At 33.2% G+C, this 13,560-nt stretch carries 14 protein-coding genes; 3 read left to right on the forward strand and 11 right to left on the reverse strand.

The window, feature by feature from the left end; all coding sequences use genetic code 11:
* Window position 1 precedes the first annotated feature (1 nt).
* The 3 genes from ATE84_RS23490 to ATE84_RS23500 are packed head-to-tail and all read right to left on the reverse strand — an operon-like array spanning window position 2 to window position 2,239.
* Window positions 2-1,081: a mannose-1-phosphate guanylyltransferase gene (locus ATE84_RS23490; protein WP_101450236.1), complete on the reverse strand. Its 1,080-nt coding sequence runs from the start codon at window positions 1,079-1,081 to the stop codon at window positions 2-4.
* A gap of 13 nt (window positions 1,082-1,094) precedes the next feature.
* Window positions 1,095-1,625, reverse strand: a complete 531-nt coding sequence (locus ATE84_RS23495; protein ID WP_143273695.1) for a hypothetical protein — start codon at window positions 1,623-1,625, stop codon at window positions 1,095-1,097.
* 17 nt (window positions 1,626-1,642) lie between these two features.
* Window positions 1,643-2,239 (reverse strand): SprT-like domain-containing protein, encoded by a 597-nt coding sequence (locus ATE84_RS23500; protein WP_101450238.1) that lies wholly within the window; start codon window positions 2,237-2,239, stop codon window positions 1,643-1,645.
* 189 nt (window positions 2,240-2,428) lie between these two features.
* Between ATE84_RS23500 and ATE84_RS23505 the strand changes: the two genes are divergently transcribed.
* Window positions 2,429-3,022, forward strand: a complete 594-nt coding sequence (locus ATE84_RS23505) for a hypothetical protein (RefSeq protein ID WP_101450239.1) — start codon at window positions 2,429-2,431, stop codon at window positions 3,020-3,022.
* A 66-nt stretch (window positions 3,023-3,088) separates the two neighbouring features.
* On the opposite strand, the gene ATE84_RS23510 is transcribed toward ATE84_RS23505, so the two are convergent.
* On the reverse strand, window positions 3,089-3,976 hold the full coding sequence (locus ATE84_RS23510; RefSeq protein WP_101450240.1) for a DUF4349 domain-containing protein: 888 nt from the start codon (window positions 3,974-3,976) through the stop codon (window positions 3,089-3,091).
* A 1-nt stretch (window position 3,977) separates the two neighbouring features.
* Window positions 3,978-5,519 (reverse strand): VWA domain-containing protein, encoded by a 1,542-nt coding sequence (locus tag ATE84_RS23515; protein WP_101450241.1) that lies wholly within the window; start codon window positions 5,517-5,519, stop codon window positions 3,978-3,980.
* Between the two features lie 691 nt (window positions 5,520-6,210).
* Here ATE84_RS23515 and ATE84_RS23520 point away from each other — a divergent pair.
* Window positions 6,211-6,558, forward strand: a complete 348-nt coding sequence (locus ATE84_RS23520; protein WP_143273696.1) for a hypothetical protein — start codon at window positions 6,211-6,213, stop codon at window positions 6,556-6,558.
* A gap of 85 nt (window positions 6,559-6,643) precedes the next feature.
* Complete coding sequence (locus ATE84_RS23525; protein WP_101450243.1) at window positions 6,644-7,102, forward strand: hypothetical protein; 459 nt, start codon at window positions 6,644-6,646, stop codon at window positions 7,100-7,102.
* 15 nt (window positions 7,103-7,117) lie between these two features.
* Here the strand turns inward: ATE84_RS23525 and ATE84_RS23530 are convergent, their stop codons facing one another.
* The 6 genes from ATE84_RS23530 to porV form a co-directional block, all read right to left on the reverse strand.
* On the reverse strand, window positions 7,118-7,798 hold the full coding sequence (locus tag ATE84_RS23530; protein WP_101450244.1) for an SDR family oxidoreductase: 681 nt from the start codon (window positions 7,796-7,798) through the stop codon (window positions 7,118-7,120).
* Window positions 7,799-7,861: 63 nt separating this feature from the next.
* A complete protein-coding gene (locus tag ATE84_RS23535; RefSeq protein WP_101450245.1) occupies window positions 7,862-8,833 on the reverse strand; it encodes a M28 family peptidase in 972 nt (323 codons plus the stop codon).
* A gap of 80 nt (window positions 8,834-8,913) precedes the next feature.
* The gene (locus ATE84_RS23540) at window positions 8,914-10,527 is read right to left on the reverse strand and encodes a pyruvate dehydrogenase complex dihydrolipoamide acetyltransferase (RefSeq protein WP_101450246.1); all 1,614 of its coding nucleotides are present in this window, start codon (window positions 10,525-10,527) and stop codon (window positions 8,914-8,916) included.
* 3 nt (window positions 10,528-10,530) lie between these two features.
* The gene (pdhA, locus tag ATE84_RS23545) at window positions 10,531-11,532 is read right to left on the reverse strand and encodes a pyruvate dehydrogenase (acetyl-transferring) E1 component subunit alpha (protein WP_101450247.1); all 1,002 of its coding nucleotides are present in this window, start codon (window positions 11,530-11,532) and stop codon (window positions 10,531-10,533) included.
* A gap of 150 nt (window positions 11,533-11,682) precedes the next feature.
* A complete protein-coding gene (locus ATE84_RS23550; RefSeq protein WP_101450248.1) occupies window positions 11,683-12,165 on the reverse strand; it encodes a cytidine deaminase in 483 nt (160 codons plus the stop codon).
* A gap of 173 nt (window positions 12,166-12,338) precedes the next feature.
* A complete protein-coding gene (gene porV / locus ATE84_RS23555) occupies window positions 12,339-13,508 on the reverse strand; it encodes a type IX secretion system outer membrane channel protein PorV (protein ID WP_101450249.1) in 1,170 nt (389 codons plus the stop codon).
* Between the last annotated feature and the right edge of the window lie 52 nt (window positions 13,509-13,560).

The raw sequence follows: 13,560 nt of genomic DNA on the forward strand, positions 1-13,560 counted from the left end.
TTTATCCGTATTGTTCTCCGTATGTTTCTTTTACTTTTTTAAGGACTTTTTTAATATCCTGTTCTTTCTTTTTAGGATAGATCAAAAGTACTTCTTCTTTGTCTATAATGATATAATCCTTTAGTCCATCGACAACAACTATTTTGTCATCAGATGTTCTAATCATATTACCCGATGCGTCTTCTGGTAATACTCTGGCATTAACCACGGCATTATTAGCTTCTGTTTTATCTAATTTATCATATAACGACCCCCAGGTACCTAAGTCATTCCAATCAAAAGTTGCCGGAAGCACGTATACATTATCTGCTTTCTCCAAAATAGCATAATCGATAGATATATTCTCTGCCTGAGGGTAATTTTTTTGTATAAAATCGTTCTCCTGCATCGTATTATAGACAATCGACCCTTTCTCGAATAAAGCAGTCATCTGTTGCTGAAATTTTGCAAAAGCGGTTATAATACTTTGTGCACTCCAGATAAAAATTCCGGCATTCCATAAATAGTTTCCTTCTTCTAAAAACTTTTTTGCTGTATCATAATCAGGTTTTTCTGTAAACTGATTCACTTTTTTCTTAGTGTTTTCGTTTTCTTCATTATATTGAATATAACCATATCCTGTATTAGGAAACGTGGGTTGAATCCCCAAGGTCATCAAAATATCATTTTCCAAACATGCAGCAAAGCTATATTCTAAATTTGCAATGAATGCATCTTCATCCTCTATCCAGTGGTCACTAGGCGCTACTACCATCACTGCATCAGGGTTATCTTTCTGGATCTTTAACGCTGCATACAAGATACATGGTGCCGTATTACGCATTGCAGGCTCGGTTACTACTTGTCGTTGTTCCGTTTCTGGTAACTGTTCTAAAACCAAGTCATTATATCGTTCGTTGGTAAGAATAAATATATTTTCTTTGGGAACAATCTTAGCCAGACGTGAAAATGTACGCTGGATTAGCGTTTCTCCTGTTCCTAGCATATCATGGAACTGTTTTGGAAATTCTGAAGTACTCACAGGCCAAAACCTTGATCCTACTCCACCTGCCATCAATATTGCATAATAATTTTTGTTCATTAAATTGTATATTTTATTTCCAAAAAGATACTATATCTTCTATTGAAATATCATTTCCATTACTTATATAAATATTATCCCACCTTAGAGATTTCCCTGTTTTTATAAAAACCCTAAAATATCCTGGTTGTAGATCTTCAATATTAATAGTAACATTCTTACTATCTAACCCTCCAGATGTTAGCCTAGCTAACCTTGTTAATTCTGATTCATCATAAGTTACATTTTTTAATGCCTCACTAAAATTTACATCTTGATGTTTTTTTTGTGGATTCGCTTCAACAATCCACACCTTACTAATTTTATCAGCAGTAAAAGATGTTATATTGAATACTTCCCTCATCGGGTTAGGAGATATCATCACTCCATCATTATTTATATTAGGGTTTCCATACAGTAAGGGTTCATCATTTATATCTGCTCTTAAATACATTCCTGTCATTAACAAAATATCAACTTTATCATCTATAATTTGATCATCATCTTTATTACAGCTTGGTAAAACAGAAATCGCAAACAATATTATTAGTATTATTTTCCTCAAAACTTATAATTTTTCTATCAATTCAATAATTCAACTTCTGCATTTGGATTAAAAAGGTAAATCCTGCCGGTATTGAGCTCTACGCATTCATAACGTTTTACTTTCTTATTACCTTTCTTAAAGACTTTTCCATTATACAAACGGAAGACACTTCCGAGGGGTAACTCAAAGATATAATTTTTATCATTAGCGGGGTCATATTGTTTTAGCGCTAATGACAATTTTTCATCGGTATCACTACTAGCTCTTGGGTTTTTAAAATGATGTGCAATAACAGGTAATAATTTAGCTGGGAATACTTCGGGATTAATATAGGGTAACATTAATTGCTGAAAGGTTCTTTTCCATTCTATCCCATGTGGTTTTATGTAACGCCCGTACTTCTCAAAAGCTACAAGATGCGCTACTTCATGAATCAATGTAATGAGAAAACGATATTTATTAAGAGATGCATTTACGGTAATCTGATGTCTACCATCCGGCATTTTGCGATAGTCCCCATGTCTCGTAACCCTCTCATTAACGATTTTAAGATGTACATTACATTTCATGATGAGATCTAATACCTTATCTACAGATCGTTCTGGAATATATCTCTTTAATATTTCTTTCAAACGTATAAAATTATTAACCTTTCTTTTACTTGCGCAAAATACAAAATTATGTATATCGTATTTATCTGATTTATAATTTTTCGTATGTTATTTTGAAATAATAAAAAATATAGGCTTTAAGATAGAATCTCTTACTTTTGTAATAATCAATGCAAGACATACAATGAATATGTTTCAATAATGAAAACTATGAAAAACACATCCAAACTGCTCATATTATTCGTTTTAGGGCAATTATTAACTTCTTGCTTTACTTCAAATAAAAATAAAAACGATACTCTCTTTATTGAAGAAGATTTTGTTCCAGTCGAAATCAATAATCAATATGAACTAAGCGTCCCTAAATACATGAAAGAGGCTCATGATTTGAATGATGATGCTTCATTGCAATATAAAAACATATATAAAGAGACCTATATTGTAGTTATAGATGAACCTAAAGAGGAGATGATTTCTACTTTCAAAGAATTAGAAGAATACAATGATTCTCTTTCTGTAATAAAGAATTATAAAAACATACAGCTTCATATTTTAAATGAAGTAATCGATATAAATATGACATCTGACCCTAAGTCTTTACAAATTAGCGGTTTGGATGCTGAATTTGTAGAATTTGATGGAAAAATAGAAGGTTTAGCATTTGATATTTCTTATTTCTTGACATTTATCGAGGGTAAAGAAAATGTCTACATGATAATGGCTTGGACACTTAAAAACAGAAAAGAAAAGTATAGAAAAGCGTTTGAAATGGCAACTAAATCTTTTCGCTTAATTGATAATTAATGATTAAACATATCCAAAAAAACAGATAATTAGGTGCACCAATAGAGTGCACCTAATTTATGTTCGTTACTTTCGTATCCACTTAAAATACACAAAAATAACAATTCCTAATATTATAAACGGCCAGATATAAAACAAAAGCAACGTTAGGTTTTCTATAATCGACCAACCAAAAGACAGCCCTTGTTTTGCTTTGTCTAAAAAGTGAGGTTGGTATTCTGCAGGCTCGTCTTTTGGAATTATAGTTTGATATACATCTACCTGAACTGTACTATAAGATACTTTATTACTTAAATATTTTAATCTTCCTTGAGCAGCTTCAATTTCTTCCTGAAGTAAACTAAGTTTTTCTTCGGTCTTTAAAATATCTTCTACCGTTTTGGCTCTTGTTCTTAAAATGGTTTCATAACGCTCTTTTACATCCAACTTTGTTTTTAATCGTGATGTAATATCTATATACTCTTCAGTCACATTTACTGTAGATATATTTTTATAATCCACGAATTCTGCCAATCCGCATACACTATCCAAAACAGTATCGAATTGATCTTGAGGAATTCTGATCGTAAAACGATTTTCTTTAGTATAATTTGTATTTGTAAATCGCTCATCAGAAATATATCCCTGATATTTTAAAGCAATTTTTCTAGCCAATAGTGTTGCTTCTTCAACATCTTTAACTTTAATTCGACAATTCGCATTCTTAATAATCTTTAGGGTAGTATCAACGTTATTTTTTTTAGTTTTCAATCTATCACTATCTAATAGCGTTACTTCTTCTGTTTTTTCTTCAGATTCAATACTTGCTAACACAGGAGTTTCTCCTGTATCTTCGAGCATAATACTCTCTGAGTCTAAAGTATATTTACCTTCACTATTAGAGCAAGAATACCCTAACAATGTAACTCCTGCCAAAATTATTATTCTGCTTATTCTAAATTTGTTCGTTTTCATATTATTTTATTCCATTATAACTATTCATCAATCTCACAAACTCTGCTCTATATCCTTGCTCATCTTTCCCTTTATTATTTTTAGCTAGATCAATAATGTTCTTCAAATTTTGATATTCAATATATTTTGAATTTCTTAACTTCAAACCAAACCATGCTACAGAAGTAGCAAATTTGAAATCTGTTGACATTTCTTCTTCCGTATTAGCTTTAAATGCATGTACTAATTCATTACTATGATTTTCTTTTGGGTTTTTATATCTAAATTTCACAGTAAGTTCTTCATCAGTATTTTTTATTGTTTTTTTTGTATACTTCAAATCTGACATTTCTTTAAAATATTCACTTTTCACCCCTACTGGTATGACTTCATAAAGAGCCGTAACCGTATGCCCACTTCCTAGTTCACCTGCATCTCTGGTATCATCTATAAAATCCTCATCTCGCAACACCTTGTTTTCATATCCTATCAAACGATACGCTTTAATTTTTTTTGGATTAAATTCTACCTGAATTTTTACATCTTTAGCAATTGTATACAATGTACCTCCAAACTCAAGTCCAAATATTTTTTGAGCCTCTTGTATCGTATCTATATAGGCATGATTACCATTACCCGCATCTGCAAGAGTTTCTAGCTTGCTATCCTTATAATTCCCCATTCCAAACCCCATACAGGTCAAAAACACTCCAGACTCTCTCTTTTTCTCAATCAGTTTCTTCATTTCTTTATCACTACTTATACCAATATTAAAATCTCCGTCTGTAGCCAGAATCACTCTATTATTACCATTTTTAATAAAATTCTTTTCTGCAATTTCATAAGCAAGTTCTATACCTTCTCCTCCTGCAGTTGATCCTCCTGCTTTAAGATCATCAAATGCTTCCATAATTCTTTTCTTATCATCTCCGCCGGCAGCTTCAAGAACCACTCCTGCCGCTCCAGCATATACTACAATTGACACTTTATCTTCTTCTCTTAGTTTTCCCACTAATAGCTTAAATGCTTTTTTGAGCAATGGCAATTTGTTCTGTTGTGACATAGATCCAGAAACATCTATTAAGAACACTAAATTAGAAACTGGCATATCTTGAGTAGGTATTTCTTTACCTTTTAATCCTATTTTTACCAATTTGGTGTCTTTGTTCCATGGTGTATCTCCCTTTTCTATATGTATCGCTATAGGATGAGTATCCATTGGCGATGCATAATCATACTTAAAATAGTTAACCATTTCTTCAATCTTAACTGCATCTTCTGGAATTTTTTGTCCATTATTGATCATTCTACGAATATTACTATAAGAAGCTTTGTCTACATCTATTGAAAAAGTAGACAAAGGAGCCAGGTGTACATTCTTAAAACCATTCTCTATAATTTCTTTATAGTCTTCATTATTACTATCCATAATTTCTGTTTCTACTACACTAATTTTCTGAATATCATATCCCCTCTTCTCTGGGTATTGATCACATGAACTTAGTATTGTAAACACTACTCCTAATAGTAGAGTTGTTATTTTTTTTATCATCTTTGTTTTCATTTTTATATGTTTATCTTGTTAAACTGAAAACAAACTTAAAAACTAACCTCAACTATCTATTGTAGCATACTTGTAAAGGAATTGTAAAACATTTTACAAAACACAAATCATTAATTATCAAAACATTACAATCATAACTCCTGAAGAAAAAATACTATTCGATCTCCTTAAAAAAGCAGTTACACAACAGTTTTTAAAGGAAAATACTGCTTCGAGTTATGATATTTCTGATTGGAAAGGGCAGGATATTATATGGTTTCAGGAAGATTTACAAAAACAGGTAAAAGCTACGATTAGCGAAAAATCTTTTTATAGTTATTTTAAAAATTCTTCAGAAAAATTACCTCGTGTTGACATCCTTAATCTACTCTCGCAATACTGTGAATATAGAAATTGGAATGACTTTAAAAGTAATCACTCTATTTCTTCGAGCTCTACAAAGGCTGTAGATATTCCTAAATGGTTTTGGGTTGTACCGTTAAGTCTTGGTTTATTTATTATAGCATACTTTTCAATTCCCACTGAAAACACTTTTAGTTTTTGCTTTATCGATCAGGACAGAAACCAACCTATTACCAAGATTCCAATTGATATTATTATACTAAACGACGAAGAATCTCCTTTTTACTCGAAAAGTGATAGTACAGGCTGCTTTTCCTGGAAAACAAAAGATGACTATATTCGTTTTGTAGTGCAATCTCCTTATCATAAAACCGATACTATATATCGAATGACCTCTTCTGACCGCCGAGAGGATGTACATATTAAGACAGATGATTACGCATTAATGCTTCATTATTATGCTAACGGAAAAGTTAACGATTGGAAAAACAGACGAAAAGAATTATCTAGAATAATTGCAAATGACGCAACTATTTTTCAGGTATTACCACAGCGATTAGGTATTGAAATGTATGCTAAAGATGAATTTATAAATAAACTAACTACACCAACACAAAGCTTAAAAAATATTGAGATTATAGAATCCCGAAGATTAAATGGACAGATTGTTAAACTAAAATTCAGGATAAAATCATGAAAGCCCATAATGGGCACTTAATAAATCATTACCAACCTAAATAAATGAAGTTTTAATTGGCAATGGTTTGTAAAATTTTATATAAATGAAAAGGTTGATATATATCATAGTGTTTTTGTTCTCATTAGGTTGTGCAAACAATGCATCCAAATCAATGGAAATGGATACTGTAGAGAGCTTTGAAAAAACAGAAGAACAATCTAACCTTTCTGAGGATGATGCCTACACTCTTATCATCACTCAAAAACTTCAGGAATATCTAGACAAAAAAACATTAGCTAAGACCAATCCTGATTTTACTACCGATACCAATAAAAATGAATTACTCTCTACAGAAGAAGGGGCCCAACTCAAACACATCGATTTTATCACTCCTTTCGAAACTGTTTCAGATTCTGTACAAAAAGTAGTAACACGAGTTGTTCTTGAGCATCAGACTGATACTATTATAACATTTATTAAAACATCTATTATTACTATTGATAATGAAGTTTTTAGAACACATAAAATAGAGTTCGAAACGACAGAAAATGTCAAAAATTAATAACGCCTTATTAGGTCAAGGTGTACTACTAGACACCTGAAGGACTTTTCCGTTATAAAATTTATTTCCGCTTAAGGAAAATTCTTTTATATATTTTGCCATTTCTATAGCGGTCAAAGGTGCTTGATATCCCGGAAATGCTTCTTCCAGCATTTCGGTCTGTACTGCTCCAAGCGCAAGAACATTAAAAGCAATACCACTTTCTTTATATTCTTCTGCTAATAACTCGCTTAAGGTAATTACCGCACCTTTACTAGAACTATACGCCGCTAATCCAGGAAACTTCATACTTCCCTGTATACCTCCCATACTACTTACAGTAACCACATGGCTTCCTGATTTCATATAGGGTAAAGTCAAACGTGTAATTTCGGCTACTCCAAAAACATTTACTTTATATACCTCTTCAAAATCCTGAGTAGAAATTTCGCCAAAAGGCTTATTTAATAATTTACCAGCATTATTGATCAAGACATCTACTTGTTTCCATGAAGAAGAAATATAGCTATTCATCTTTTCAAGATCCTGCGGGTTACAGATATCAAAAGAAAATGTATGTATATTTTTATGTTGAAGAGTATCGATAGGTTTTTCATTCCTTGATAATGCTAAAACCTGGTGACCTTCATCGGCAAATAGTTTTGCCATTTCATACCCAATACCCCGACTTGCACCTGTTATGATGATATTTTTCATTCTTCTGTATAATTAAACTATAAAAAATCAAAAAAATATGATTTTTCAGACAACTTCTTTTCTTTAATTTAACTTAATTTCTTTATCCGATGTATTTGCCATCTTTGTGATTACAGGAATACAACTGTTAATGAATTCTGCCATAAATTCAAAATTCATTTCGGATGCTTCATCATCTACATGATGATAATAGTCATAGTTTGTAAAGTCAAAAGTAGAAATAGTCTGGCAAGGCACTTTAAATTGCTCATAGAACGGGTAATTATCGCTCCTTCTAAACAACTGAAATTCTTTGGCTTTTGGTAAATACCCTATCAGCTCCGAACCTGCATACTCATTCATTTTTTGAGCCATATTAGATATTTCATATCCTGTAATATAGGCTTTATATGGTTTATCATTTAATGGCACCCCTATCATTTCAAAATTAACCATGGTATACACATTAATATTCTTTTCTTTTAATACTTCTGCAAGATGTGTAGATCCTAGTAATCCTCTCTCTTCTGCTCCAAACAGTACAAAAAGAATACTTCGCTTATTATTTTTTAATAGAGCAAATTGTTTAGCCAGAGAAACCACTGCACTGCTTCCTGCCGCATTATCATTAGCTCCATTAGCAATTACATCTCCATCAACTTCTTTTCCCGTACCAATATGATCAAAATGCGCTCCTAGTATGATAAATTCTTTTGATAGCTCCTTATCTGTACCTTTAAGATACCCTACAATATTATATGTTGGTGTTCCTTTTGCATCAAAAGCATCTCTATAGGTTTCAAAATAGGGTGCTATTTTATTTTTTTTAAATTCTTCTTCAATAAATTTTGCAGCTTTTTCTAAACCTTCACTTCCCGTATCTCTTCCTTTTAATTCATCACTAGCTAAAAAATCAACAATATCCTTAACATCAGAAACTTTAGTCTTTTCTACAGAAGTATTTTCTGCTGTCTTTGCTTGCGGCTGAGCAATTGTTCCTTGCTTGCAATTGATAAATAAAACCGAAATCAGGATGATCAATATGTTCTTTGTCATATAAATATGTTTTGGATAAAGATAAAAAATCCCGCTTCATTAGAAGCAGGATTGAATATGAATATTATAATGTTAGTCATCTATGCAAGCATAGTAACCGGATTTTCTAGGTACTGTTTTAATGTTTGTAAAAACTGAGCTCCTGTTGCCCCATCTACAGTTCTGTGATCACAAGCTAAGGTCACTTTCATTGTATTACCAACTACAATCTGACCGTCTTTAACAACCGGTTTTTCTACAATAGCACCAACCGATAATATTGCTGAATTAGGTTGATTAATAATAGAAGTAAATTCCTGGATTCCGAACATCCCTAGATTAGATACCGTAAATGTACTACCGCTCATTTCTTGCGGGGTTAATTTTTTATCTCTTGCTCTAACAGCCAAATCCCTAACCTTAGTATCGATCTCCATAATATTCATATGATCTGTAAAAGGTAATACTGGGACTACCAACCCATCAGGGACAGCAACTGCAACTCCTATACTAATATGCTTATTAAATACTGTTACATCATCTTTCCATGTAGTATTTACCTGAGGATGTCTTCTTAACGCCATTGCGCATGCTTTAACCACCATATCATTGAATGATACTTTGGTGTCAGGTAATTCATTAATAATCTTACGAGAAGAAATCGCATTATCCATATTTACCTCGATAGTAAGATAGTAGTGCGGTGCATTAAATTTAGAAGCCGAAAGACTCTTGGCAATAGCTTTACGCATTTGCGAATTTTTCACTTCTTCGAAACTTTCTTCTCCTGCTGGAGTAAACGTTTGCACTATTGGAGCAGAAGGTGTTTCTTTAGCTGGTTGCGAAGCACTAGCACCAGTTGCAGCAGAAGGTGTAAATGACTCTACATCTTTCTTAACAACACGTCCGTTTTCACCTGTTCCTTTTACCAAAGAAAGGTCAATTCCTTTATCAGCTGCTATCTTCTTTGCCAACGGAGAAGCAAATATTCGTCCTCCTGATGAACCACTTCCTCCTGAAGTCGCAACTGTTGTTTCTATTTTCTCTTCTTTTACAGATGCAGTATCTTTTGCTGCTACAGCTGTTGCGGGAACACCATCTTTAAGTCCAGATATATCGGTTCCTGCGGGGCCAATTATTGCTAATAAAACATCCACCGGAGCAGTTTGCCCTTCTTCTATACCAATATGCAACAAGGTTCCGTTATAGAATGACTCAAACTCCATAGTAGCTTTATCTGTCTCTATTTCGGCAAGGATATCTCCTTCTTCAACAGTATCTCCTACTTTTTTCAACCAGGTAGCCACGGTTCCTTCTTCCATTGTATCACTAAGGCGTGGCATAGTAATAATCTCTACGCCATCGGGAATTGCAGCTGCTTGATTAGAAACGGGAGCAGATTCTTCTGCTTTTTCTTCTTTTACCGGTTCTGCTTTTGGGGTAATATTTCCGTTTAATAAATCAGAAATATCTTCATTTTCTTCTCCGATAATTGCTAGCAATTGATCTACCGGAGCTGTCTCACCTTCCTCGATCCCTACATGAAGTAATGTTCCTTCATAAAAAGACTCAAACTCCATTGTCGCTTTATCTGTTTCTATTTCAGCAAGGATATCTCCTTCGCTAATTTTATCTCCTTTTTTAACAAGCCACTTCGCAACCACTCCTTCTTCCATGGTATCGCTCAATCGCGGCATATTAATTACTGTAGCCATAATTTATTGTGGTTTGTGTGATAAAAATGGATAATTATCCTGTTCGTAAACAACATCATACATCACATTCTTGTCTGGGAATGGTGATTCTTCAGCAAATTTTTGACATTCTGCAACTCTATCTTTTACTCGTTTGTCTATTATTGCAATTTCTTCATCTGTAGCATGATTTTTTTCTTTAATAATATCCAAAATCTGAGTTATTGGATCTATTTTTTGATATTCTGCTACTTCTTCCTTTGTACGATATTTTTGCGCATCACTCATAGAATGACCTCTATATCGATATGTTTTTAATTCTAAAAATGTTGGACCTCCTCCAGTTCTTGCTCTGGTAATAGCCTCATCCATTGCTTCAGCAACTTTTATAGGATTCATTGCATCTACTGGGCCAGAAGGCATTTCGTATCCTTGCCCTAATTTCCAAATATCGGTATGATTTGCCGTTCTTTCTACAGAGGTCCCCATAGCATACCCATTATTCTCTACACAAAATACTACGGGTAATTTCCATAACATTGCCAGGTTAAAAGTTTCATGTAGTGATCCCTGACGAGCAGCTCCATCACCAAAAAAAGTAAGCGTTACAGCATCTCTTTTATGGTATTTATCTGCAAATGCCAAACCTGCTCCCAAAGGTATTTGTCCTCCAACAATCCCATGTCCTCCATAAAATCGATGTTCTTTTGAGAAAATATGCATCGACCCTCCTAAACCTTGAGAAGTACCAGTAGCTTTGCCATACAGCTCTGCCATTACTCGTTTTGGATCAACTCCCATACCAATTGGCTGAACGTGATTACGATATGCTGTAATCATTTTATCTTTGGTAAGATCCATCGCATGTAAAGCTCCTGCCAAAATTGCTTCCTGACCATTGTATAAGTGTAAAAAACCTCTTACTTTTTGTTGAATATAAACTTGAGCTAACTTATCCTCGAATTTTCTCCAGAAAAGCATTTCTTCATACCAATTTAGGTAAACATCTTTGGTTATCTTTTTCATTTAATTGTACTGATATGTATGTATAAAAAAACTAGGTTCAAAACTAGTCATTATTTATTTTTTTCTCTTATTTTTTAAGAGAACGAAAAACAAAAATAACATATTCGGAATTAAGGGGAAAGGAGTTTGGTGATAAAATCAACGAAAACGTTATAAATACGAATTATCAAAAATAAGTGGCAATAAATTAGATAAAGAAGATGATTTAACTACTTTTCCTGTTTCTCCCATAAAATATATAGCTATCGGCATATTTTGTTTCACCTCATATTCTGCTATTGCTTGTCTACATGCACCACAAGGAGGTGTCGGGGTGAGCAGTTGATATTTTAAAGATTTGGCAGAAAGCGCCATGGTAACAATAGGAATCTCTGGAAAATTAGCCCCGGCATGATATATAGCTGTACGTTCTGCACACAATCCCGATGGATAACAAGCATTTTCCTGATTATTCCCTAAAACTACTTCTCCATTCTCTAATAAAAGCGCTGCACCGACCAAAAACTGAGAATACGGAGCATATGCCTTATCTCTAATCACAATTGATTGCTGCATCAATTCCTGAACATCTTTCGGCAATTCATCAAATGAATCATATATCTGTAAGACAGATTTTATTTCTATTTCTTTCATCATCTATTACTTTTTAACGGTGCTTCATTTATTATCTATACTCATAAAACCTTCTTCAAATATTCAATAATATATAATTTGAACTACAAAGAAAAGCTTTACAATGTACTATAAACAAAAAAAGTATCAAACCGTTCGGCTTGATACTTTTTAATATTATAATGCGGTATTTTCTAGTCGTAATATTCGTCTCCAAAATTAAAAGAAAGACCAAAACGTAGTGTTCCTTCAAGTGGACTTCTAACAGACGAGGTAGAAAACAAGTATGATATATCTAAATTTACAATATTATATCTAAAACCTGCCCCTAGTGATAAGAATTTACGAGCTCCTTTTTCTTCAGACTCATTAAAATATCCTGCTCTAAAAGCAAATACATCACGATACATATATTCTGCTCCCAGTGCCCAGGTAATTTCTTTCAATTCTTCGCTAAATCCATCTGGTGCATCTCCCCAAGAAGAAAAGATAGATCCAAATGCACTTTTATTATTATACTCATTATTTGCAGCTTGTTGCTCCTCTGTAGTAATATCACCGTCACCATTAGTATCAGGATCTAAAGGAGTAGGCACTAGCAGTTTACTAAACTCTAATGAAGGTGTAATTCGATTATCTTCGTTAAGGATAAAATCAAAAGCAGCTCCCAATCTAAAGTTAGTAGGTATAAAGTTTTCTTGACCTGCATCATCATACTTTATTTTTGGCCCTATATTAGAAATTGTAGCCCCTGCTCTCCATCTACCATTAAAAGAATTAAAAGCAATCTCATCACTTCTATAAAAACCTGCGATATCTACACCAAAACTCCCTGCTGCACTAGCATCTGCCCCCAGACCTTGTAATCTAAGATCTGAACGTAAATAGCGACCTCCCACAGCCATCGAAAATCTATCACTAAGTTTTAATGCATATGAAACATCAAGTGTTAATTCATTTGGTTTTTGAACGTTAGGCTCATCAGTAGGTCCTTGTCTAAATTCTATATCTCCCAAACTAAAATATCTAAAACTAGCTGCTACAGCACTTCGCTCATTAAGACGATTATAATAATTTATATTACCCAAGAATATATCATTAACAAGATTACTTAAGTAAGGAGTATAATTAACCCCAACCCCTTGCTTATTTTTTATAAATGCATATTTAGCTGGATTCCATTGTTGTGAAAATGCGTCTGGTGATGTGGCAACCCCCTGATCAGCTAAACCAGCTGCTCTTGCATCAGCAGCTATTAATAGAAAGGGAGTAGCAGTTGTTATTGCTCTGTTTTGTTCCTGAGCCTGAGTTTTAAAAGTTAAAACTGTAACGCACAATAGGCTAAGGGTTAATAATCTTTTCATATCCTTTAAAAATTGAGTTTGACAAATATATAGTTATTTAGTTAGTAAGAAT

Origin of the sequence: Aquimarina sp. MAR_2010_214 (genome assembly GCF_002846555.1) — a bacterium.
Lineage (GTDB): Bacteria > Bacteroidota > Bacteroidia > Flavobacteriales > Flavobacteriaceae > Aquimarina.